Here is a 23434-nt window from a genome sequence, read left to right as displayed (position 1 = left end):
AGAAATTTTGGCTTGACGGCATTTTGTGCGCCCACCGACTGATTTGCCCGTCGTGTTGATTTGTCGCAGGGCAATTTGCTTGTGGCGTCGGGCAAATCACGGGCATTTCTTCGCGCGTCCTGTGCCGATCTTGAGAGGGGCGTTTCGCGATCGTCACCAAACGTTGGGCGCAGGATGCGATGGACGTGATCGCGCACGAGACGAATGCGACGATCGCGGACGGCGAAGTCGTGGCGTCCTGATATCTCGACGCTGGTATCAACTCAGTGACGATGCTCGCGCATCGCACCGGGGATGGTGGCAAGAAAGCCCGATCACCAGGGAGACCACGAAGGAAACCGTTAAAACCATTCGCGCGGGGAATGCCGGGATGTTCCGGCGAACCTGCGGTGACTTGCTTGCGTGCTTTTTCATTCGCACGCAAGGCTGCGGGTGCGTCGAGCGCCCGGCATTCCCTGCGCCCTCTGAATTTCGGAGGGGCGATAACTCCGGAAAGACCCCGGGCGAGTCCCGCCGCGGGAACGAGGATGCATGCATCATACGTCATTGCGAGCGATAGCGAAGCAATCCAGGCTTTTTCCTGGGCCGCTGGATTGCTTCGCCGCTCTGCTCCTCGCAATGACGAAACTGGCAAGTTTGAGAAAGGCACCTACTCCAGCGGTTCGACCTTCACGATCGAGGCGCCGTGATTGTTGCCGACCCAGAAGGTCACCGGCGTGGTGGAATTGTCGACAAAGACGCGCCGGATATTGGTCGAGCGCGGCATGAGATAGTTGACCGTCACGCCGGTCGCTGGATTGAGCCGCGTGACCTGATCGCTCAACATCGAGCCGGTCCAGGCCTCGCCATTCTTGTCGACGACGACATCATAAGGCGCCGACCATTTCGGCGGGATCTGCCACTCCTTGAATTCTTCTTTCTTGGTGTCGAACATGCCGATGCGGTCGGCGCGATATTCGCCGAACCACAGGCGATCCTGCGCGTCCATCCAGCCGCGGCGGGGCGCCGAATTCGGCGTCGGGATCTCGTAAAGATCGATCTTGCCGGTCTTCGCATCGATACGGCCGATGTGCCGCTGGCGGAAATCGGTGAAGTAGACGTTGTTCCCGGAGTCCGGGATCACGTCGTAAATGTTGTGCGGGCCCGACATGCCCTTGAAGGGCTCGAAGGTCTCGAGCTTGCCGGTCGCAATATCGAGCCGGTGAATTCCGGCAAAGCCGTTGTTCTGTGCCCACACCTTGCCGTCGACGGCCGCACTTTGCGGGCTGACCATGTTGATCTGCGCGGCATCGATGTTTTCGTCGCCTTCGAGCGGCCAGAACTTGAAGGTCTCGGACTTCCGGTCGAATCTGGCGATCGTCGCCTGATACATGTTGCCGAACCACAGATTGCCGTCGGCATCGCTGCGCAGGCCGAGCAGGCCGGTCGGGAAACCCGGCTTGTGTTCGGGGATAGCAAACTCGGTGAGCTTGCCGGTCTTAGGATCGAGCTTGCCGAGATTCTGCTCGCCGAACGAGGAGAACCAGACCATGCCCTTGTCGTCGACGACAACGTCATGCGGCTCGATCGTCTCGCGCGGCAGGTCATATTCGGTATAGATCACGCGCGTGGCAGCGCCAGCCGGACGCGGCAAAGTCTTCAATTCGAAATTCCAGGTCGGATGCGAAGAGAGATTGATGCTGGCGAGATAATCCGCCACGCCGCGATAGATCTGCACGCGCTGATCGCCCCGTTCCTCCCGCAGGCGCTCGGCATGTCGCAGTTGCGGATGCGAAGGCATGCTTTGATTCACATAGCCCTGCATGCGCGGCAGGATCAGCGTGAGGAATTCGTCGGCGGTGTACTTTGAATTCAGCGGGCGCGAGAGCGTGTGACAGCCGACGCAATTGAGCAGTTGGCCTTTCTGGGCGTCGGTGCCCGGCATGCTGGCCAGCCATTCGGCATTGGTCAGTTGCGCGGCGATATCCTGCGCCGCGCGCAGCTTCAGGTCGACTGTCGCGGTCTTGTCCGCGGCAACGGACGCCTGGGCGGGGCCGTCGAGATCGTAGCCGGCGGCGCGGATGCGCAGGCCGTAATCGCCGGGCTCAAGCTTTGCGGCCGGGAAGCTGTAATGGCCGTCCTTGTCGGTCACGACTGTCGTGGTGATGGTCGAACCGCTCTTTTTGGCGCTGACAAGAACGCCTTCCAGTGCTTCCGGTCCGGCCGTCACCGTTCCCGTCAAGGCAGGCCCGGCCTGTTGCGCGGGCGATGGACCGGCGGCGAGACACACAAGGCCAACGAAGCTCGCAACCATCGAACGACGACGCATGGGCTTCTCCCCGGCTTTTGATTGTTATTGCCGCGAGTGTAGAGAGCTGTTTTGCGGAAAACCAGCCGCTTCGCTGGGCAAAGCCTGCCTTCCTCGGCTATGCTGGAATGCATTTCTCGGGGAACGCCAGAACAGGGAAACGGAAACCAAAATGAGTATCGACCAAGCCAGAGAGAGCCGAGCCAATCTGCCGGGCATTGTCGCCGCGATGTTCAAGAACGCCACCGTCGACCAGGACTACGCGCCTTACGGGCTTTTTTTGTTGCGGATTTCGATTGGCTTCGACTGGCTCGTTCACGCCTGGCTCAAGATCGACCGCGGCATGTACACCCATGAAGCGCTGCTCGCGAAAAACGGCATCACGCCCCTGCTCGCCTGGCCGACCTTCGGCCTCGAGGTGATCGGCGGCGTCGCCATCCTGCTCGGCTGGTACACACGGCAATGGGCGGCGTTCCTGCTGATATTCCTCGCCGTCGTGATCTGGATCAAATGGCCGGTCGGCTGGGGCTACTCGCGTCCGGGCGGCGGCTGGGAATATCCGATGCTCTGGCTGGTGGCGCAGGCCTCGCTGGTGCTCGCGGGCAGCGGCGCATTCGCGCTGCACGGCTCGAAGACCTAGAGCTTCAATTCCGAAGTTCGCAAGCTACCGGCTGGCTGATTGACGACACTGGCGGTCCGGCACTTCACTGAGGTGCCGGAGGCGCAATCATTTGCGCGGGTTGAGTGCGTCTTCGTTGAACGGCTGATCAGGCCGCCGTTGCGAGCTGGCCGTGCACCAGTTGCGTCAGCGTCTCGACCGACTGGAAATTTTCCGGCGTGATTTCCGACTGCGGGATGGTGAAATCAAACTCGGCCTCGACGGCGAGCATCAGATTGACCATGTCCATCGACGTCAGGCCGACATCCACCAGCAGCGTCTTTGGCGCGAGGTCGGCACCGATCGCATTCTGTCTGAGGATGGACTTGACGAGAGCGATCAGCCTGCTCTGCACATCGTTGGTGGCCTGCATATTCGATTTCTCACCTGTCGCGCGTTCAACATCGCTCCCCGAATGGCGAGCCATGACACGCGACTATAATTCCACAGCTCTCTTAAAAACAGTGAATCCGGTTTGAGACAAATCCTGGTTCCCTACTTAACGCTAACAGGGATCGTTAAAAAACGACGCGACGAAACAACGACCGATTAACTTTCATCGTTGAATCGAAGTCCATTTACCTCGAATTTCATCGACGCATTTGAATTAAATCCTTAAGCGTAGGCACGATCGGAAGTTGTAGCACCGCGCTACGCCGGCGTTTCTCAACCGACACACACGAGGCAGATCGGCCATGAACGTTCAGCAAGCCAGTTTTCGTGATCCCGCCGAAGAGACTGGCGCGCCGTTCATTCCCGATCGCAGTTCCTTTCCGCAGAGAATCGCCGCCGTCGTAGCGGCCGCTTCCAAAGACGCAGAAGACGTCGATCGCGCGGCGCGTTTCCCGCAAAAAGCGATCGATGCTGCACGCACCGAGCGGCTGCTCGGCGTTCAGATTCCGAAAGCTTTTGGTGGTGATGGCGCATCGATCTATGACATCACCGACATGTGCTACGCGCTCGGGCGCGCCTGCTCTTCCACCGCGATGATCTTCGCGATGCATCAAACCAAAATCGCCTGCCTCGTCAGGCATGGCATGGGCAGCGTCTATCACGAAGCGTTGATGCGCCGCGTCGCGTCCGAACAGATGCTGCTTGCCTCTTCCACCACCGAAGGTCAGAACGGCGGCAACATCCGTTTCTCCTCGGCCGCTGTCGAGCGCGCAGGCTCCGAGATTTCGCTGGTTCGCAACGCCACCGTCATTTCCTATGGCGCACAGGCTGACGGCATCGTCACCATTGCCCGCCGCGATGGCGATGCGGCAGGCTCCGACCAGGTGCTGCTCGCCATCACCAAGGACGACTACACGCTGGAGCGCAGCGTCGAGTGGGAAACGCTCGGCATGCGCGGCACGTGCAGCGCCGGCTTTGCGCTGAAGTTCACGGGCTCGAGCGACCAGATCTTCCCCGAAGGTTATGACAAGATTCACGCCCAGACGATGACGCCGGTCGCGCATCTGTGCTGGTCCTCCGCCTGGGCAGGCATTGCCGCGGCAGCGGTGGAACGCGCACAGGCCTTCATCCGCAAGGCCGCGCGCGGCGCCGGCGGCCAGATGCCGCCGGGTGCCGCGCATTTCAACGTCGCCAAAATGACGCTCGCCAAGCTGCGCGCGATCATCACCGCCAATCTCGACGCTTACGCCGCCCACGAACATGACGACCGCGCGCTGTCGTCGCTCGATTTCCAGTCTTCGATCAACCTGCTCAAGGTGGAGGCCTCCGAGCTTGCGGTTGAGACCGTGATGAGCGCGATGCGCGCCTGCGGGCTTGCCGGTTATCGCAATGACGGCGATTTCAGCGTCGGCCGCCTGCTGCGCGACGTGCTGTCGTCGCCGATCATGATCAACAACGACCGCATCCTCGCCAACATTGCCAGCGCAAGCCTGATGAGCGCGGTGCCGGCAAGCCTGCGCGATTGAGCCAAAGAAACTCGAAAAATCAGGGAAGGCCGAACATGAATATCGCCGTCCGAACCGACAAGGTGGAACGCACGCCGGCATCCGATCCACTCGACCATTTGGCCGACAAGCTGTTTCACAAGATGGGTACCGACGGCGTCTACGCCCGGACCGCTCTATATGAAGATGTCGTCGAGCGGCTCACGGCGCTGATCACCCGCAACCGCGAAGCGGGCACCGAAGTGATGCGCTTCCCCCCGGTCATGAATCGCGCACAGCTCGAGAAATCGGGTTACCTGAAGAGTTTCCCGAATTTGCTCGGTTGCGTCTGCGGACTGCACGGTACCGAGCGCGAGATCAATGACGCAGTCAGCCGCTTCGATGCGGGCGGCGAATGGACGACGTCGCTGTCGCCGGCCGACCTCGTGCTTTCTCCGGCCGCCTGCTATCCGGTCTATCCGATTGCTGCCGCGCGGGGCGCGCTGCCGCAGGGCGGCCTGCGATTCGACGTCGCGGCCGATTGCTTCCGGCGCGAGCCGTCGCGGCATCTCGACCGGCTGCAATCCTTCCGGATGCGGGAATATGTCTGCATCGGCAGCCCCGAAGACGTGTCCGATTTCCGCGAACGCTGGATGGTCAAGGCGCAGGCGATCGCGCGCGACCTCGGCCTTTCCTTCCGCGTCGACTATGCAAGCGATCCCTTCTTCGGCCGCGTCGGCCAGATGAAGGCTGTCAGCCAGAAGCAGCAATCGCTGAAGTTCGAGCTACTCGTCCCGCTGCGCTCGGAGGAGCAGGCCACCGCCTGCATGAGCTTCAACTATCACCGCGAACATTTCGGCGTCACTTGGGACATTAAGGACGCGAGCGGCGCGCCGGCTCATACCGGCTGCGTGGCGTTCGGCATGGACCGGCTGGCGGTTGCGATGTTCCACACCCACGGCACGGACCTGACGAAATGGCCAGCGAACGTGCGCGAATTGCTCTCGATTTAACAGCTCGGCCTCATCCTGAGGAGGCCGCGAAGCGGCCGTCTCGAAGGATGAAAGCCGGGCATGACGAAACCATCAACTATGCGCGAATTCCCAATAGAGCTTGCGCGCGCGCTGAAAGAACGGACCCGGCTGTAACGAGCGGTCATCGATCCGGATCACTGGCGCGACCTTGGCGAAGTTGCCGCTGGAGAAAATCTCGTCGGCGGTGAGGAAATCCTGATACTTGAGCGTCGTCTCGATCACGGTGACGCCATCGGCCCGCAGCAGGCTGATCACCCGTTGCCGCGTAATGCCGTTGAGGAATGTGCCGTTCGGCGCCGGCGTATAGACCGCGCCGTCCTTGGCCATGAATACGTTTGAATTGCCGAACTCGGCGACGTTGCCGAGCGCATCGAGCAAGAGGCAGTTGTTGAAGCCGCGCGCTTGCGCCTCGCTGAGGGCGCGCGAGTTGTTCGGATAAAGGCAACCCGCCTTGCAATCCACCGGAGCGCTTTCCATGGTCGGGCGGCGGAACGGCGACAACGTGATTGCCGAGCCGGTGATCGCCGGCATTGGCGCAACGTAGATGCACAGGCACCAGTTGGTCGTTTCCGGATCGAACAGAACGCCGCCGCCGGCGCCGGTCTGGGCCCAGTACATCGGCCGGATATAAAGCTCCGCCTTGCCGTCGAACCGGGCGACGCCTTCGCGCGCCAGCGCGAGCCAGGTTTCGACGTCGACCACCGGCTCGAGCTTGAAGTTGATCGCGGAGCGATTGACCCGTTCGCAATGCCGATCGAGATCGGGCGCTACGCCTTCGAAAGCGCGCGCACCGTCAAACACCGTGGAGGCCAGCCACGCCCCGTGCGTGCGAGGGCCCATGATCGGCACATTGCCGCTGTGCCAATCGCCCTCGAAGAAGGTTAAGGTCTCGGAAAACTCGACCGGTTTCACAGTCGGAACTGATATTGCCATTTTTGTTCTCGCAGCCGGCAGTGCGGTGGACAATAACACCCATATTGTCCGAATTTCCTAAGGATTTCCTTTTCCATGCGAGCGGCGCGATGCGCTGGGCATGCCGAACACGCCAACCACTGGGGCATGCGCCTGGGAACGCATGAAACATGGTTACGAAGGCGTGACGAATTTGCCCCAAGCTTTCATCAATTCGCGCGCTTTCGTTAGGGTTATTTCCTCAATCTTGGCGTGAATTATTGAAGGCTTGACGGTCGGCGGCCTACAAATTGGCCTTGCGAAAAAAGCACGTTGAAGTGCATTGCGCGACAAGAGCGCGGAGGTGACCGATGCGCAGCGAAACGATTGCCATTCACGCCGGTTACGAACCTGATTCCGCCACCAAGTCGGTCGCCGTTCCGATCTACCAAACCGCATCCTACGCGTTCGACAGCGCCGACCATGGCGCCGCGCTCTTCAATCTCGAGGCCGAAGGTTTCCGTTACAGCCGCATCGCCAATCCGACCACGGCCGTGCTCGAAAAGCGCATTGCCGAGCTTGAAGGCGGCGTCGCCGCGCTGGCCGTCGCGACGGGTCAGGCCGCCCTGCACTTCTCGATCGTCAACCTCGCTGACGTCGGCGGCAACATCGTTTCGGTGCCGCAGCTCTACGGCACCACGCATACGCTGCTCGGCCACATCCTGCCGCGCCAGGGTATCACCACCCGCTTTGCCCAAAGCGACAAGGCCGACGCCATCGAGAAGCTGATCGACGAAAACACCAAGGCGGTGTTCGCCGAGACGATCGGCAATCCCGCCGGCAATGTCTGCGATATCGAAGCGCTGGCCAGGGTCGCACATCGCCATGGCGTTCCGCTGGTGGTCGACAACACGGTTGCGACGCCGATCCTGCTGAAGCCATTCGACTACGGCGCTGACATCGCCATTCACTCGCTGACAAAATTCCTTGGCGGCCATGGCACCACGCTCGGCGGCGCGATCGTCGACTCCGGCCGCTTCCGCTGGGCCGATCACGCCGACCGTTTCCCGGCCTACAACCAGCCGGACGCGTCCTATCACGGCCTGGTCTATGCCGAACGCTTCGGCGAGAAGGCCTATATCGAGCGCGCGCGCAGCATCTATCAGCGCACCATGGGCTCGGTGCTGTCGCCATTCAACGCGTTCCTGCTTTTGCAGGGCATCGAGACCGTGGCGCTCCGCGTCGAGCGGCATGTCGAAAATGCCCGCAAGGTCGCCGAATTCCTGCGCGACGATCCGCGCGTCGATTGGGTCAACTACGCCGGCTTCGCCGACAGCTCGTATTACCCGCTGGTCGCAAAATATCTCAACGGCAGAGCTTCCTCGCTGTTCACCTTCGGCATCAAGGGCGGCATGGAAGCCGGCAAGGTTTTCTACGACTCGCTGAAGCTGATCACCCGGCTCGTCAATATCGGCGATGCCAAATCGCTCGCCTGTCATCCTGCGTCGACCACCCATCGCCAGATGACGGCAGAGCAGCAGCGCATGGCCGGCATCCTGCCCGAGACGATCCGCCTTTCGATCGGCATCGAGCACGTTGCCGACATCATCGAGGACATCGACCAGGCGCTGGCGAAGGCGAGTTCACGCCACAACCAGCTCGAGGCGGCAGAATAAACTGAGCGCGACATGACCGTCCTGTTGGAGAAGCGACGACTGATCGTCAGTCCGGGTCTCGTACCGGCGCAACAGCGTCGAGAGGACAAGTTCGGCCATCCAAAGGACGTCGACGTCGACCTCACAATCGGGCTCATCAACAATATGCCGGACGCCGCGCTTAAGGCGACCGAACGTCAGTTCATGCGCCTCTTAAGGCAGGCCGCTGGCGACATCAGGATCGATTTCCACTGCTTCTCCTTGGCGTCCGTCAGCCGCTCGCAGTCGGCGACGGCGCGCGTCGAGGGGCAATATACCGATATCGCCGATCTCGGCCGACTGCCGATCGATGGTCTGATCGTCACCGGCGCGGAGCCTCACGCCGCAAGCCTGAATGACGAAGCCTATTGGCGCGATCTCACCGGCATCATCGACTGGGCAAAGGACAACACGCGATCGACGATCTGGTCGTGCCTTGCCGCTCATGCCGCAGTGCTGTACCTGGATGGCGTTGAGCGCCACCGGCTGGAGACAAAATGCTCCGGCGTCTACGACTGCATCAACATCTCCTCGCATTGGCTGATGAAAGGCCTTCCCTCACCGTTCAAGATCGCGCATTCGCGCCTCAACGAATTGCGCGCCGACGAACTGACTGAAAAAGGCTACCATTTGCTGTCCCAATCGGTGAAGGGCGGCGTCGACTGCTTTGCCAAGGATTTCGGAAGCCAGTTCATCTTCTTCCAGGGACACCCGGAATATGAAGCGCTGTCGCTGGAGCGCGAATATCTTCGCGACATATCGCGCTTCCTCGGCGGCGAGCGCGATCGGTATCCAGGCATTCCCGTCGGCTATTTCGACGCCGAGACAGAACAGAGGTTACTTGCCTTCGCCGAGCGCGCGCAAACCGAGCGACGCCCAGCTTTGAGCACCGAATTGCCCGAGCGCAACTTGCGGCAGGATATCGCAACCGGCGCGGCCGCCACCGTGATGTTCCGCAACTGGCTCGCTTTCCTTTTCGAGCGCGCAACCGTCCCCTCACCGGCAATCAGCACTTGACCGGGCGATAGCGATGGCCGCGCAAACCAACTGGCGGGATTTGAAAGCGCGCGTCGACAATCGCCTGTCGCGATATTTCTGCGCGACGCCATTCAAGCTCGACAACAGGCAGCCGATTGTCAGCTTCACCTTCGATGACTTCCCGGAGAGTGCGGCCTCGGTCGGCGCGCCCATTCTCGACCAATATGGTGCGAAAGCGACGTTCTATGTTTCGGGCGGCGAGATCGACAAATGGTCGGGCCGCTGGCAAGGCGCTCGCGCCGACACCGTCGTCGAGATGCACCGCCGTGGCCATGAGATCGCCTGCCATACATTTTCGCATGTGCGCACGACCGACCTCGATTCGGCGCGCCTTGCGGACGAGATCGAGAAAAACCGCCGCTACCTGCTAGGCCTCGATCCTTCAATACGGATCGAAAATTTCGCCTATCCGTACGGGCTGGGATCGGTGTGGCGCAAAACGCAACTCGCGAAGACTTTCCAATCGTCACGCAGCATCATTCCAGGCGTCAACCACGGCACGGTCGACCTGCATTACTTGCGCTCGACGCCGCTGGTCAATCTCCACATCGATCGTGATGGCGTCGACCGCGCCTTCGACGAACTGGTCGCTACCTGCGGTTGGCTCATCTTCTACGGCCATGATGTGGCAGCCGAGCCCAGCCCTTTCGGCTGCACCCCGGATTTGCTGCGCCACGCGCTCGATGCCGCAGCAAGACGCAACGTCGCCGTCATGACCGTCGCTGGCGCGCTGCGCGCGGCAGGCCTGTAGTTATCGGTCTCCGTGGCGGCTTCGCTATCAGCGAAAGTTGCCCTTGGTTTCCGGAATCAGAAACGCGCCGATCAGGTAGATGATAAAGATCACAACGGCAAATACCGAAAGCGACATCGGGATTTGCGCAGGACCTCCGGCGGCCAGCGAAACAAAGGTCGGCATCATTCCGCCCAGCGCAAAGCCGATATTCCACGACAGGCCGGTGCCGCTGGCACGGATTTCGGTCGGGAACCGCTCATTGAGAAAGATCAGGATCGGCGCGTAGCCGGCGTTGCCGAGGAACGCGATCACCATCGCATAGAACGTGATCATGCTGGTGTCTTTCGTCGCCGCCAGACCGAGATAACAGATCGGCAACAACACGATCATGCAGGTTCCAGCAAGGAGAAACGTCTTCCTGCGGCCGATCACGTCGCTCAGTGCGCCAACCACAATCGCCGAGATCAGCGCCATGATGCTCGCGCCGATCAAAATCAGCGAGGAGATATTGTTGGGGACGTTGTTCACCACCTTCAGGAACGACGGCAGATAGCCGGACGTCAGGTAATAGCCGGCCCCGCCGCCGAACGTGATCAACAAGTTGAGCAGCAACACGTTGCGCCAGTCGCTCGAAAACAGCGCCTTGACCGGCGCAACGGGCTTGGCGGCCACGCCGGCAGCCTTCAGTTTCTGCCGCTCCTTGAAAAATGGCGACTCTTCGAGGCTGGAGAAAATAAACCAGCCGAGCAGCGAAGAGAGCAGGCCGGAGAAGAACATGCATCGCCATCCCCACACCGCGAACGCCTCGCCCGGGAAAATCGACGACGTGATCAGGAAGATGAACGAGGCGAGCAGCGCTCCGATCCCGGCCCCGCCGCCGCCGATCAGGCCGGACATGGCGCCACGCCGCTCCGGCGACACCGACTCGGTGCCGATGGTGTGGGTCGAGGATACGACGCCGCCGACAAAGACGCCCTGAACGAGGCGCAGGATCAGAAACAGGATCGGCGCCACGGCGCCGGCCTGGGCGATCGTCGGCAACACGCCGAACGCCGCGGTCGCGATGCCGACGCCGATGATGGCGACAAACATCGCGTTCTTGCGGCCATGCACGTCCGCGTAATGTCCGAAGATCGCCGAGCCGACTGGACGCATCAACAAGGTCACGGCGAACGACGCGTAAACCGCGGCCAGCGACAAGGTCGGGGCACTCGCTGGGAAGAACAGCGCGCCGACCACGGGGGCGACATAGAGCAGGATGAAGAGATCGAACAAATCAAGCGACCAGCCGAGAACCGACGCAATGATGGCATTTCGCATTTGCCGCGTTCCCACCGGCTGCGACACTTCAATAGTTCCCGACTCGGCAATCGACATTGTCCCTCCAATTTTTTCTCTGAGAAATTATTTTGACACTCAGCTCCCGATGAATTTCGGCGGCCGCTTCGCGTTGAAAGCCTCGACGCCTTCCTTGAAGTCATCCGATTGACGAAGGCGGCTGTAGCAATGGCCTTCGAGTTCGATCGCGATCGACAGCGTCGAATCCTCGGTATCGTTGAGCAGCTTCTTGGCCGTCCGCTGCGCCATCGGCGAGAACATGCGCAACTCGTCGACCAGCCTGTCGGTGACCTTTTCAAGCTCGGCATCCGGCACGCATTCGTTGACGATGCCCCAGTCGAAGGCCTGCTTCGCCGTGATGCGCTTGGAGCGCATCACGATGTCCTTGGTGCGCGTGATGCCGATCATCTTCTGCAGGCGCGCTGACCCTCCCGAGCCCGGAATCTGCCCGAGCTTTTGCTCCGGCAAAGCGTAAAGCGTCGTCTCCGACGCCAGGCGGAAATCGCACGCAAGCGACAATTCGAAGCCGACGCCGAAACAGTAGCCGCGGTTGGCAACGATCACCGGCTTCGAGCACCTCGCAGGCGAGGCAATGTTCCAGGCGAGCTTGGAGACCTTCTCGGGCGTTGCTTCCATGAAGCCGCCGATATTGCCGCCTGAGGAAAAATGCTCACCGACCGAGCGCACGACAATAATGCGCACGCGCGCATCCTCATCGAGCGTCTCAAACGCCAGGCGGAGTTGGTCGCGTTCCGGCATCGAGACCACATTCAGCGGCGGCCGGTTGAGGATGATATCGGCGCGCTCATGCGCCTCATCGATGTCGACCTGAAAGCCGTCGAGTTTGCCGAGCCTTGGGTCTGCAAAGGTGTAAGCGGAAGCCATGGTGATTCCTTTCTTTTGGATCAGGCCGCGCTAGACGGCGGCGCGTGTTCGACCTGGTAGTCGCCGGCGACCAGGAGGCGGCGCAGCAATTTTCCAACCGGGGATTTCGGCAGGGCATCGACAAAGACAAAACGCCGGGGACGCTTGAAGTCGGCAAGACCGGACGTGCGGCAGAACTGATCAAGCTCGGCCTCGCTGACTTGCGCCTTGCGTTTGACAAACGCCGTGACGACCTTGCCCCACTTCTCGTCGGGCAGACCGACGACGGCGACTTCGAGCACAGAACCGTGCAGCGAAAGGCAGCTTTCAATCTCGACCGGCGAAACGTTTTCACCGCCGGTGATGATCATGTCGTCGACGCGGCCGGTCACGAAGAGATCGCCGTCGCGATCGACGAAGCCGGTGTCCCCGGTGAAATACCATCCCTCGCGCAACGCCTTTGCATCGGCCTCAGGCCGCCGCCAGTAGCCGTCGAAGGATTCATCGCCGGCCAGAAGTGCGATGATCTCACCTTCCTCTTCCGGTACGGCGAGGTCAGTTACCGAGGTCGCGTTGAGTTTCACGACGCGGATTTGCTGATTGATCCCGGCCTTGCCGGCGGAGCCCGGCTTGGCGGGCGCGTTCTGGTCGATGGTGAAGGTGTAGATTTCCGAGCTGCCATAGTGATTGACGAACAGATCAGGCTTGAACGCGTCATCGAGCTGTTTCAACAGGCCATCCGTCATCGACGCCCCGGCAAAGCCGAGCTTGCGTACGCTCGACACGTCAGTCGAGGCAAACTCACGGGCGTAAACCAGATCGTGATACAGCGTCGGCACCAGGTAGAGATTGGTGACCTTTTCCGCCTCGATCAGCGCCAGCGCCTTTTTCGTGTCATAGCGAGGCAGACAAACGAAGGTACCGCCGATCAGCGACATCGCGATCAGCGAGCGCACGCCCATGGTGTGATAGAGCGGCATGACGCCGAGCGTGCATTCGCCGCGCCGGTAAAGATTCTGCGCGACGTGGGCGATGCCCGACGCGCGCTCAGCCCGGTGCCGCCGCGGCACGCCCTTCGGCCGAGACGTCGTGCCGGACGTATAAAGCATGACCGACCAGTCTTCGGCGCCTGCGCGCGGGGTCGCATCCGGCGCCGGTTCAGCGACGATACGGGAAAACGCGACCGCGCCGGCATCGTCACAGCCGACGGCGATGCGCGCCAGATTTGGTGCACGCTTCGATCTGGCGGCGGCTTGCGCCGAAACATCCTGAAAGACGACGGCGCGCGCTTCGGAATTTTCGATGCAAAAATCGAGTTCGTCATCTTTCGCGCGCCAATTGACCGGCGTGATCACGAGCCCTGCGATTTGGCAGGCCCAATGCAGGGTCGCAGCCGCTTCACAGTTCTGGAGCACGGTGACGATGTGATCGCCGCCCTTCAGGCCGATGCGATCAAGTGACGCGACAACAGACGAGACGCGCCGGTACCACTGCGCGTAAGTCAGACGGACATCATCGTGGACGACAGCCAACGTATCGGGGTCGCGCGCGACGCTGGCGACAAAGCTCGTTCCCAGATCAAGCATCGGATTTCTCCTTCGCTGGCTTGCCTGCGATTTCCGCCGCAGCTTCCATCGCCGCGCGCACGATCGGCGCGTAGCCGGTGCAGCGGCACAGATGTCCGGTGAGGAGATCGCGGACCTCCTGCTCGTTCGGCTCCGGGTTTTCGCGCAGGAAATGGTCGAGCGACATCAAGATGCCGGCCGTGCAAAATCCGCATTGCAGGGCGTGATTGCGCTTGAATGCGGCCTGCAAGATGCCGAGGCGGTTCGCGGCGGGCGCAAGCCCTTCGACCGTCCGCACCGCGCAACCATCCGTCTGCACCGCGAGCGTCAGGCAGGCGCGCGCCAGTTTGCCGTCGATCTCGACGGTGCAGGCGCCGCAAACACCATGCTCACAGCCTACATGCGTGCCGGTCGCGCCGATCTGGTGCCGTAGGAAATCAGTGAGGAGCATCCGCGGCTCTGCCTCGCCGCTGCACGGTTTGCCGTTGAGGGTGAACTGAACGTTGTGACGATGACCGGCGGGCAAGCGGCTCATGACAGCACCTCCCGGACCAGGTCGGCGCCGATCATGCGAACGAGATCGCGTCGATATCGCGCCGAGGCGTGAACATCGTCGCGGGCGTCGAGCTCATAGGCGAATACGTTCAAGGCATCTTCGAGCGCGCTCGATTCGAGCCTTGGAAACTCCCGCGCCACCGGCATGTCGGCGACGCCGCCGACCGCGAGGCGAACGCCTTTGTCAGTTGCGACCGCGGCGCAGGCAACGATGGCGAAGTCGCCATGTCGCCGCGCCACTTCGCGAAAGGCGCAAGCGTGCCGGCTGGCCGGAAACGACACCGCCTCAATCAACTCATCGTCGGCACGAGTGGTGACCATCATGCCCGCGAAGAAATCGCTGGCCGGAACGCGACGTTGTCTTTTCCGACTGCGCAGATGGACCTCGCCGCCAAGCGCGCAAAACACCAGCGGCAGTTCGGCGCTCGGATCGGCATGCGCGATCGATCCGCACACGGTGCCGCGGCTGCGGGTCTGGACATGGCCGGTCCACGGCAGAGCCTGGGCTGCGAGCGGCAAGACTTTGCCAAGTTCAGGCCATGCCAGCAGCGCGGCCTGGCGAACGCCGGCACCGACGACGATATTGCCGCCCTTGCGCTCGATGCGCGCAAGCTCCGGAAGGCGCATGATGTCGATCAGCGTCTTGGGCCTGGCAAGGCGCATGTTGAGCATCGGCATCAGTGACTGTCCGCCCGCGATGACGCGCGCGTCGCCGCCTTCGCGGGCAAGCCCATCGAGCACTTCGTCGAGATGTTCGGCGCGGACATAGTCGAACGCGGCGGGCTTCATGATTGCCCTCCGAACCATTGTCGGAGCCGCGCGAGCAACGCGGGTGTCTCGGACGCGGCGGAGCCACCGCCGGCCTTGCGCGCCAGTGCCGCAAAGAACTGCCCGATTATGACCTTTGCCGCCCCATCCAGCAGCCGACCACCGATGCTCGCAACCTTGCCGCCGATACCGGCTTCGTAAGTGTAGTGGATCGCCGTTCCGCCATCCGGTGTAGGACGAAGCGTGATGCACCCCTCGCCATTGCCAAAGCCGAGCCCGCCTTCCGCGCTGCCAGCAAGAGTTACGGCTTTGGGCGGATCGAAATCGGAGAGCTTCACCTCGGCCCGATAACGCCCTTTCACCGGTCCAATGCCGAGCGTCACATCGGCGCGGAAATGCGTGTCCGAGATCTTCTCGACGCCGTGGCAGCCCGGAATGACCGCGGCGAGCGTGTTGGGATCGAGCAGCATGTCCCAGACCTGCTGCGCGCTGGCCTTGACGACCGCTTCGCCCTCGCCGCGCAGCTTGCGGTCGCCGCCGCGCCGTTCCATCGCTTGCGCCTGACTTGGCGGCCGCGCAGGTTCGGCGCCGCGAACGATCTCGGCCAATTTCGCGGGCACCAGCGGCAGCACGAGATCCTTGGCGCCGATCGCATCGGCGACCGCATTGGCGATGCAAACCGGCGTCGACATGCAATTGCCTTCGCCGACGCCTTTCGATCCGAGCGGCGTAAACGGCGACGGCGTTTCCATGTGAATAATGATCGGCGTCGGGACTTCCGCCGTGGTCGGCAACAGATAGTCGGCGAGCGTTCCCGTTAAGAAACTTCCATCCTCGGCATAGGCATATTCTTCGTAGAGCGCGGCGCCGAGCGCCTGCGCAAAGCCACCGCGCACCTGTCCATCGACCATGGCAGGGTGCAGGATGGTCCCGCAGTCGTGCATGGTGACGTAGCGATCGATCCGCGTTTGCAGCGTGGTGCGATCGACCTCGACGCCGCAGAAGTCGAAAATAAAGCCGTGGCAGAGCGAGGAATTGATCTGATCGTCTTCGTCGGGCGCGGTCAATTCCGGCGGCGTCCAGAACACGGTCTCACGGATGGTGTGACCGATGCCGTCGGGCAGCGCCGCAGGCGACCAGTGGCTCAGCGCGGCAATGCGCGAGAACGAGATCTTGTTGTCGGGATTGCGTTTCGATCCGACGTGGCCGTCGACAAACGCGATATCGTCGTCTTCAGTGTTCAACTGGCTTGCCGCGATGCGACGCAATCGCCCGGCGATACGGTCAGCGGCAAGCTTGGCAGTGCCCGCCACCGCGGGCGCAAATCGGCTGGCATAGTTGCCCGAGGCGATCGACCACGCGTCTTTCGCGGTGTCGATCTCGGTGTTGACCCTGATATCGGCCGGCTTCAGCCCGAACGCGTCAGCGACCACCTGCGACAGCACCGTGCGATGGCCCTGTCCTTGCGGCACAGACGCAACGTGAACTGTCACGCTGCCGACCGGATCGATCGCAACCGTTGCGGTCGCCTGCGCGCCGTTCTTCGGACCCGCCTTGCGCCGCTCGGCCGGCGTCAGCACCGTCGTGATGTAGCCCATGTTGGAGACGCTGGGTTCGACAACGGCGGCATAGCCGATGCCGTACAGGCGCCCCGCGGCGCGCGCCGCATCGCGCAGCGCTTTCAATTCCGCAAGCCCGCCCTCCTGCGCACCCCGTCGGATTGCCTCCTGGTAATTGCCGGAATCGAGCAAGGCGCCGCTCGCGGTCTTGTAGGGAAACGCGTCCGCAGGGACCAAATTGCGGGTGATCACGTCGAGCGGATCGAGATTGAGTTCGATCGCAATCCGCTGAACCAGACGCTCCAGCGCAAAATAGACCTGCGGTCCGCCAAAGCCGCGATTTAATCCCGTCGGCGTCTTGTTGGTGACGACGACGCGGTTGCGAACGTTCAGATGGCGGATATCGTAGGCGCCGGTGAGGTTGCCGTGCATGCGGTAGAGCGTTGCGGGCTCTGGCGCCCGCAAATGCGCGCCGCAGTCTTCGACCTGATCCCAGTCGAGCGCGAGGATGCGGCCATCGTCGGCGACGGCGGCGGCCAGCGAAACCGCGCGATTGGTCGCGGAGACGGAGGCGGTCAGATGTTCGAGCCGATCCTCGATCCATTTCACTGGCCGCCCCGTCGCGCGCGCAGCCGCCGCGATCAGGACGATGTAGGGAAAGACGCCTTGCTTGACACCAAAGCTGCCGCCGGAATCCGGCGGCGTGCGCAAGCGCAGCCGATTGCCCGGAATTTTCAACGCGCGCGACAGCACCGCGTGAATGCTGAAAGGCCCCTGGAAATTGGCCAGCACGTCGTAGGCGTCGTCGCCCGCGTTGTAGTCGGCAACCACGCCATAGGTTTCGATCGGCGTGCAGGAATTTCTGGGATAGCTGACGTCGATGCTGATCCGATGCGGCGCCGATGCGAATGCGGCTTCGGGATCGCCATAACGGAACGAGCGATCACTGGCGACATTGCCGCCGAAGCCATCGTGAAGCACCGGCGCCTCGGGGCTCAGCGCCGCGCGCGGATCGACCACGGCTGGCCGCACTGCATAGCGCACGTCGATAAGATCGACCGCGTCTTCGGCAAGGTAGCGATCGGACGCGACGACGATCGCCACCACTTCGCCGACATAGCGCACGCGGCCAACCGCCATCGGCCAGCATTCCACCGGTGCCTTCACGCCGACCACGAGGCTTGAGGTCAGCGCCTTGATGTCTTCGCCATGAAGAACCGCGACGACGCCACGCGAGCGCATCGCCTGCGATACATCAATGGAGATGATATCGGCATGGGCGTGCGGCGAGCGCAAGAAAGCGGCGTGCAGAGTGCCGGGATGGACGCCGATATCGTCCATGAAGCGGCCGCGCCCGGTCAGAAGCGCGGAATCCTCGACGCGCGCAATCGACTGGCCGACCCAGGGCGAGCCGGACGAGGGGCGGGTTGTGACTGGGCCGGTGGCTTCCGCCATCCCTGAACGTTTCTCCCACGCAAATAGATTGCGTCAGGAACAGCTATTCAGCGGCTTCTGGTGCTCGCAATATCGGGCGATCCCGAAACTTACCATCCCGTCTCATTTCGAGCGGCGTGTGCGGCGCAGCATCAGCTAGTGGTCCGATTCTAACATTCGCATCCCTTCTCAGCGGGCCCGTTAGCGAATGTTAGAATCGAAGGACCACTAGCAAACCTAAAAATCCCAGTTGAGTTTAGGATTTGGCATTCGCTCGTCGGAACCGCGGCTAGGCTGGAGCGAATGCCAAATCCACTCAACTGGCGAGACGTGAGACGTTGCGGAACTCGCGCGGCGAGACGCCCGCGTGGTTACGGAAAAAGCGGGTGAAATGTGCGGGCTCGGCAAAGCCGAGCTGATGGCCGATTTCGGCGACGCTCGAAGACTGATGCAGCACAGCGTCGACCGCCTTTTCCATCCGCACGACGTTCAGATAGACCTTCGGCGGCACGCCAACCGACGCCTCGAACAGGCGAAAGAAATGCGCGCGAGAAAGCCCGGCTTCTCTGGCGAAAGACTCAAGCGCCGCGCCGCGTCCGGTCTCCGACCGCATGGAAGCTGCCGCCTTGCGGATGCGCCAGTCGCTACCGCGCGCGCCCATCTCCCGGATCGATGCCGGAAAACTTCGCCAGGCCGTGAAACGCTCGATCACCGCGATCATCAGATCTGATAGCAACGCCTCATGTTCGGCTCGCGCCTCGGGCCGCGTCATCATGTCGGCGGCGAGATTCATGGCGAGATCGCGAATATGCGGGGACACCTCGCCCGAGGGATGGCCGAAGAAGCCGGGCGCGCCGCTGGCAGCCCAGCCCGGCCGAAACGCCGTCAGCCATTCCGGCTCGATATAGAGCGCCAAGATGACGGTGCGCGGCCGCTCCGGATAATGGACATAGGAATGCGGCTGCCAGCCATTCACCAGCACGGCGGCGGTGTCGGTCAACGGGTAAACCTTATCGCCGACGACGAACTGGGTGTCTGCCCCCTCGACTTTGAGCAGCACATGGCAATGCGGATGGGCGTGCCGCACCAGCGACCCGTCCATATCAAGAAGCGCAACCCGCCCGAAGGCTCCGTGCGCGATCCGCAGCGCCGTCGACATCGAAGTTGTTCCTGACGACGCACCCCGTGCGCCGTTACGATCGCTTTATATGATGACCGTTGGTCCTTGCCGTCAACCTGCGACAATCCGCGCAAAGGCGGCCTTTGGATCGCTTTCGAGCGCCTTGCCGAGGTCGACTTTCTCGATGCCCTTGACCTGAATGCGCTTGAACTCCATCGCATCGGTCGACAGCGGCTTGGTTGCATCAAGGCCCATCTTGGCGCTGACGCCGTTGTCCGAGGACGGGTCGAGCTTCGAGCCTTGCGCGCCCGAGACAATGACGAGATCGCGGTCGGCCTGGAAACGCGTCGCGACCGCCCACTCGATCTCACGCTCGTCGTCGATATTCACGTCCATATCGACCACGACGACCTGCTTGATGTCATAGTGGCCGCCGAACGCGCCCATGATGACGTTCTTCGGCTCGCCCTGGCTTTTCTTGTCGATCTTGACGGCGAGGTGATAGCGGCAGGTGCCGCCGCGCGTGAGACGTACGTCCTGCACCGACGGGAAACTGCGTTGCAAATGCTCCAGCAACGTCGCCTCGCGCGGAATGCCGCCGAGCAGAAGATGCTCGACGCCGCCACCGGTAATGGTGTGAAAGATCGGATTCTTGCGATGGGTAATTGCATCGACCTGGATCACCTCGCGATCGGCGCGCGGCCCGTAATATTGCGGGAATTCGCCGAACGGGCCTTCGGGCTCGCGCACTTTCGGCAGGATGCGGCCTTCGATCACGATCTCCGCATGCGCTGGTACCCGCACGCGATTGGTGCGGCACTTGACCATTTCGATCGGACGGCCAAGCAGCGCGCCGGCGATTTCCATTTCGTCGCTGTCGAGGGCGGCGATGGCTTGCGAAGCTAGAATGCAGGCCGGGTGCACACCGATCACGAGCGCGATCTCCAGCGCCTCGCCGGCTTCCTCGGCCATCCGGAAATAATGCAGGGTGTGGCGCGGCAGCAGTAGCACGCCGATACGGTCCGGCCCGCTGACCTGGCAGCGGTGGATCGAGACATTCTGGATGCCGGTCTTCGGATTGCGCGCGATCAGCAGCGCCGCCGTGATGTAGGGTCCGCTGTCGTGCTCGTTATGCTTCGGGATCGGCAGCTGTTTGAGGAGGTCGACCTTCTCGTGAACGACCTCCTGCGCCGGCGCGGTGGCGACCTCAACCCATGGCAGCGGATGACGCACCGCGTTCTGAAACGTCGGCAGCAGTTTCTCAGGCGAAACCCCAAGCGCATCCGCAATCCCGCTGCGGTCGGCGAAGAGATTAGCGACCACAGGGATCTTGTGCTGGCCGGGCTCCGGAAACAGCACCGCACGCTCGTTTTCAAGTTTCTTGGCAATCGCCGCCAATTCGTCGATCAGCGAGACGCCTTTATGCGCAACCGCCAGGCGGTCGGCAGCGGCGAGCTGGCCCAGCCACCCACGCAAATCCGGGTGCGCCGCTTCGCCCGAGTTGGAACGCCGTGCTTCCATCGCCTGCTCCCTCGCCTCGCTGCCCGGAACGATCGCCCATGGTTAAGGCCGATGGGCGTCCCTCGTTCCTTTATGTCCGCTTCGTCGCCGATTTCAATCCAGCTATTGCATGGCAGCACTCTACGAAAGACCTGAGCGACCGTGATCAACTTAACGCCGCAAGCAGTCTATGCTAATGTGGCCGAAGCTGGTTTTTGACTTGACCTTAAATCCGTTCTGATTGCGATGAGCTCACATCCAAGGCGATTGATCGTTGGCATCACCGGCGCTTCCGGAGCGATCTACGGCGTGCGGCTGCTGAAGTTGTTGCAAGGCAGCGGCATCGAAACCCATCTGGTGATGAGCCGGTCGGCGAAGATCACGCTCACCCAGGAGTTGGACATCGGCGTCGCCGAGGTTTCGGCGCTGGCGAGCGTCGTTCACGCGAGCGACAATATCGGCGCCTCGATCGCGAGCGGGTCGTTCCGGACGATAGGCATGGTGATTGCGCCCTGCTCGACGCGAAGTCTTGCCGAGATCGCGTCGGGGGTGACATCTTCGCTGGTCACCCGCGCCGCCGATGTCGTGCTCAAGGAACGACAACGCCTCGTTCTGATCGTTCGCGAGGCGCCGCTTCACCTTGGCCATCTGCGCGCAATGGCGGCGGCGACCGAAATCGGCGCGATCGTCTATCCTCCGGTCCCGGCCTTTTATGCGCGCCCCGCAAGCCTCGAACAGATGGTCGACCACACGCTCGGGCGGGTGCTTGACCTCTTCGATATCGAGAACACGGCCGTCAGCCGCTGGGGCGGATTGAACTCGATCAAGAATGACGAGTAATGCGGCAATCACGGCCCGAGCTTGAAGCGGAGAGCTGGGCTTTCGCCCTCGCCATCTACGCAAGGCCCGGCGTGGCTGAGGCCTGCCTCGCCTTGCAGTACGAGCTGGGCGTCGACGTGATGCTTCTGTTGATCGCGACCTTTGCCGCGGTCAAACATCGCATCTTGTTGACGCCTGACGAGATCGCGGCCATGGATGAGGCCTGCCGCCCCTGGCGCGACCGGGTCGTGCGAGCGCTGCGAGCCATTCGTACCGAATTGAAGACGGGGCCAGATCCAGCGCCCAGCGACGCGACCGAGCAATTCCGCTCGAAGATCAAGACACTCGAACTCGAAGCCGAAAAGCTTGAAAACAGGCTGTTGGCCGAATGCCTGCCGCTGCGGCCGGGGCAAGCGAAAGCCAGGCCTGAACAGCTTAGGGCCGTCCTGAACGACGTCGTCATGCGCTTTGCCGATCAGCGAGGAACCAAAGCGACTGCCGGCCTTTCTTCATCGATCGACGTGATTGTCGGAGCTGCCATGCAGGATGCATGAGGATTGGCGCTTGATCTTGCGACGCGCCTCAGCAAACTGCCGCAGCATCGAAAGCGCCTGCGCTGAACGCCGCGCGTGGATTTTATTGGACGGGATAACGAAATGTCGGAGACGATGAGGGCACTGCTGTTGCGTCAGCATGGTGGATTGGAAAACCTGGAGCTGGTGACCGATCACCCCAAGCCGAAGGCGAAGCCGGGAAGCGTCGTGATCCGCGTGCGGGCATCGTCGTTCAACTATCATGACGTGTTCACGGTGAAGGGCATGCCCGGCATCAAGGTGCCGCTACCGGTCGTGATCGGCCTCGATATGGCCGGCGAAATCACCGAGATCGGCGAAGGCGTCTCGGGGTGGAAGGTCGGCAGCCGCGTGCTCGTCAATCCGCTCAACAAGAAAAAAGGCCTGATGGGCGAAATGCTCGACGGCGGCATGGCCGAATATTGCCTCGTCGAGGCCGACCAGCTGATCGCGATGCCGGATGGCGTCGCCTTCGAGGAAGCTGCCTCGTTGCCCGTCGCCTACGGCACCGCGCATCGCATGCTGATCACCCACAACACGATCAAGAAGGGCGACCGCGTCCTGGTGCTGGGGGCGAGCGGCGGCGTCGGCACCGGCTGCGTCATCCTGGGCAAGCTGCTCGGCGCCGAAGTCATTGCCTGCGCGAGCAGTGCCGAGAAGCTTGAAAAGCTCAAGGCGATGGGCGCGGATGAGGCGATCAACTACAAGGAAGTCGATTTTTCGAAATGGGCCATCGAGAAATACGGCAAGCCGCAACGCCGCACCTACGAAGGCGGCGTCGATGTCGTGATCAATTTCACCGGCGGCGACACTTGGGTGCCGTCGCTGCGCTGCCTCAAGCGCGGCGGCAGCCTTCTGGTCTGCGGCGCGACTGCAGGGCATGATCCGAAGGAAGACCTGCGCTACATCTGGAGTTTTGAACTGAAAGTGATCGGCTCCAACAGTTTCTACGAGGACAATCTGACCGATCTGATGAAGATGATCGCCGAAAAGAAGATCGCGCCTGTGATCGATGCCGTGCTGCCGCTTGAAAAGGCGGCGGAAGGCCTGCGTCTGATCAGGGACCGCGAGGTCATCGGCAAGGTCGTGGTGACGCCTTGAGACCTGCGGTGATCGAGGACAAAGGAA

General features: G+C 62.0%; 21 protein-coding genes. 9 read left to right on the top strand and 12 right to left on the bottom strand.

From position 1 onward, the window contains the following. Both VFB05_RS11490 and VFB05_RS11485 read right to left on the bottom strand, forming a co-directional pair. The coding region (locus VFB05_RS11490) for a hypothetical protein (RefSeq protein WP_325012299.1) at positions 1-197 on the bottom strand (197 nt) is incomplete at its 3' end. Between the two features lie 452 nt (positions 198-649). Continuing rightward, positions 650-2308 carry a virginiamycin B lyase family protein gene (locus VFB05_RS11485; protein ID WP_325012297.1) on the bottom strand — a complete coding sequence of 553 codons (1659 nt, stop codon included), beginning with the start codon at positions 2306-2308 and terminating at the stop codon, positions 650-652. 151 nt (positions 2309-2459) lie between these two features. Here VFB05_RS11485 and VFB05_RS11480 point away from each other — a divergent pair, with 151 nt between their 5' ends. Next, positions 2460-2927, top strand: coding sequence for a DoxX family protein (locus tag VFB05_RS11480; RefSeq protein ID WP_325012295.1), 468 nt, complete (start codon positions 2460-2462; stop codon positions 2925-2927). Positions 2928-3054: 127 nt separating this feature from the next. Here the strand turns inward: VFB05_RS11480 and VFB05_RS11475 are convergent, their stop codons facing one another. Continuing rightward, positions 3055-3318 (bottom strand): phosphopantetheine-binding protein, encoded by a 264-nt coding sequence (locus VFB05_RS11475; protein WP_325012293.1) that lies wholly within the window; start codon positions 3316-3318, stop codon positions 3055-3057. Between the two features lie 322 nt (positions 3319-3640). On the opposite strand from VFB05_RS11475, the gene VFB05_RS11470 reads away from it, so the two are divergent. Next, positions 3641-4864, top strand: coding sequence for an acyl-CoA dehydrogenase family protein (locus VFB05_RS11470; protein ID WP_325012291.1), 1224 nt, complete (start codon positions 3641-3643; stop codon positions 4862-4864). A gap of 35 nt (positions 4865-4899) precedes the next feature. Further along, positions 4900-5835, top strand: a complete 936-nt coding sequence (locus VFB05_RS11465) for an amino acid--[acyl-carrier-protein] ligase (protein ID WP_325012289.1) — start codon at positions 4900-4902, stop codon at positions 5833-5835. Positions 5836-5907: 72 nt separating this feature from the next. Here VFB05_RS11465 and VFB05_RS11460 read toward each other — a convergent pair whose 3' ends face one another. Beyond that, the gene (locus tag VFB05_RS11460) at positions 5908-6789 is read right to left on the bottom strand and encodes a branched-chain amino acid aminotransferase (RefSeq protein ID WP_325012287.1); all 882 of its coding nucleotides are present in this window, start codon (positions 6787-6789) and stop codon (positions 5908-5910) included. 329 nt (positions 6790-7118) lie between these two features. Here VFB05_RS11460 and VFB05_RS11455 point away from each other — a divergent pair, with 329 nt between their 5' ends. The 3 genes from VFB05_RS11455 to VFB05_RS11445 are packed head-to-tail and all read left to right on the top strand — an operon-like array spanning position 7119 to position 10230. Next, positions 7119-8423 (top strand): O-acetylhomoserine aminocarboxypropyltransferase/cysteine synthase family protein, encoded by a 1305-nt coding sequence (locus VFB05_RS11455; RefSeq protein WP_325012285.1) that lies wholly within the window; start codon positions 7119-7121, stop codon positions 8421-8423. A 12-nt stretch (positions 8424-8435) separates the two neighbouring features. Then, positions 8436-9458, top strand: coding sequence for a homoserine O-succinyltransferase MetA (gene metA / locus VFB05_RS11450; RefSeq protein WP_325012283.1), 1023 nt, complete (start codon positions 8436-8438; stop codon positions 9456-9458). Positions 9459-9471: 13 nt separating this feature from the next. Next, complete coding sequence (locus VFB05_RS11445) at positions 9472-10230, top strand: polysaccharide deacetylase family protein (RefSeq protein WP_325012281.1); 759 nt, start codon at positions 9472-9474, stop codon at positions 10228-10230. Between the two features lie 27 nt (positions 10231-10257). Here VFB05_RS11445 and VFB05_RS11440 read toward each other — a convergent pair whose 3' ends face one another. From VFB05_RS11440 to VFB05_RS11405, 8 genes are all read right to left on the bottom strand, one after another. After that, positions 10258-11532: an MFS transporter gene (locus VFB05_RS11440; RefSeq protein WP_325012279.1), complete on the bottom strand. Its 1275-nt coding sequence runs from the start codon at positions 11530-11532 to the stop codon at positions 10258-10260. Positions 11533-11628: 96 nt separating this feature from the next. After that, positions 11629-12435, bottom strand: a complete 807-nt coding sequence (locus VFB05_RS11435; protein WP_325012277.1) for an enoyl-CoA hydratase/isomerase family protein — start codon at positions 12433-12435, stop codon at positions 11629-11631. A 20-nt stretch (positions 12436-12455) separates the two neighbouring features. Further along, positions 12456-14000: an AMP-binding protein gene (locus VFB05_RS11430; protein WP_325012275.1), complete on the bottom strand. Its 1545-nt coding sequence runs from the start codon at positions 13998-14000 to the stop codon at positions 12456-12458. Then, complete coding sequence (locus VFB05_RS11425) at positions 13993-14514, bottom strand: (2Fe-2S)-binding protein (protein WP_325012273.1); 522 nt, start codon at positions 14512-14514, stop codon at positions 13993-13995. Before VFB05_RS11425 ends, VFB05_RS11430 begins: the two co-directional genes overlap by 8 nt. Next, the gene (locus VFB05_RS11420) at positions 14511-15323 is read right to left on the bottom strand and encodes an FAD binding domain-containing protein (RefSeq protein WP_325012271.1); all 813 of its coding nucleotides are present in this window, start codon (positions 15321-15323) and stop codon (positions 14511-14513) included. Before VFB05_RS11420 ends, VFB05_RS11425 begins: the two co-directional genes overlap by 4 nt. Beyond that, complete coding sequence (locus VFB05_RS11415; RefSeq protein WP_325012268.1) at positions 15320-18316, bottom strand: xanthine dehydrogenase family protein molybdopterin-binding subunit; 2997 nt, start codon at positions 18314-18316, stop codon at positions 15320-15322. Before VFB05_RS11415 ends, VFB05_RS11420 begins: the two co-directional genes overlap by 4 nt. Before the next feature lie 295 nt (positions 18317-18611). Then, positions 18612-19454: an AraC family transcriptional regulator gene (locus VFB05_RS11410; protein WP_325012266.1), complete on the bottom strand. Its 843-nt coding sequence runs from the start codon at positions 19452-19454 to the stop codon at positions 18612-18614. Between the two features lie 72 nt (positions 19455-19526). Beyond that, on the bottom strand, positions 19527-20936 hold the full coding sequence (locus VFB05_RS11405) for a UbiD family decarboxylase (protein WP_325012264.1): 1410 nt from the start codon (positions 20934-20936) through the stop codon (positions 19527-19529). Positions 20937-21161: 225 nt separating this feature from the next. Between VFB05_RS11405 and VFB05_RS11400 the strand changes: the two genes are divergently transcribed. The 3 genes from VFB05_RS11400 to VFB05_RS11390 all read left to right on the top strand — a co-directional run bounded on the left by VFB05_RS11400 (position 21162) and on the right by VFB05_RS11390 (position 23407). After that, entirely contained in the window at positions 21162-21755 is a 594-nt protein-coding gene (locus VFB05_RS11400) for a UbiX family flavin prenyltransferase (protein ID WP_325012262.1), read from the top strand. Next, the gene (locus tag VFB05_RS11395; protein ID WP_325012260.1) at positions 21755-22288 is read left to right on the top strand and encodes a TIGR02444 family protein; all 534 of its coding nucleotides are present in this window, start codon (positions 21755-21757) and stop codon (positions 22286-22288) included. The genes VFB05_RS11400 and VFB05_RS11395 overlap by 1 nt, the downstream gene beginning before the upstream one ends. Before the next feature lie 102 nt (positions 22289-22390). After that, the gene (locus VFB05_RS11390; RefSeq protein WP_325012258.1) at positions 22391-23407 is read left to right on the top strand and encodes a zinc-binding dehydrogenase; all 1017 of its coding nucleotides are present in this window, start codon (positions 22391-22393) and stop codon (positions 23405-23407) included. Positions 23408-23434 lie beyond the last annotated feature (27 nt).

The organism is Bradyrhizobium sp., from assembly GCF_035652035.1.
Classification (GTDB): Bacteria; Pseudomonadota; Alphaproteobacteria; order Rhizobiales; family Xanthobacteraceae; genus Bradyrhizobium.
The sequence above is the reverse complement of the archived record's forward strand: the minus strand, read 5'-3'. Positions and strand labels throughout refer to the sequence as shown.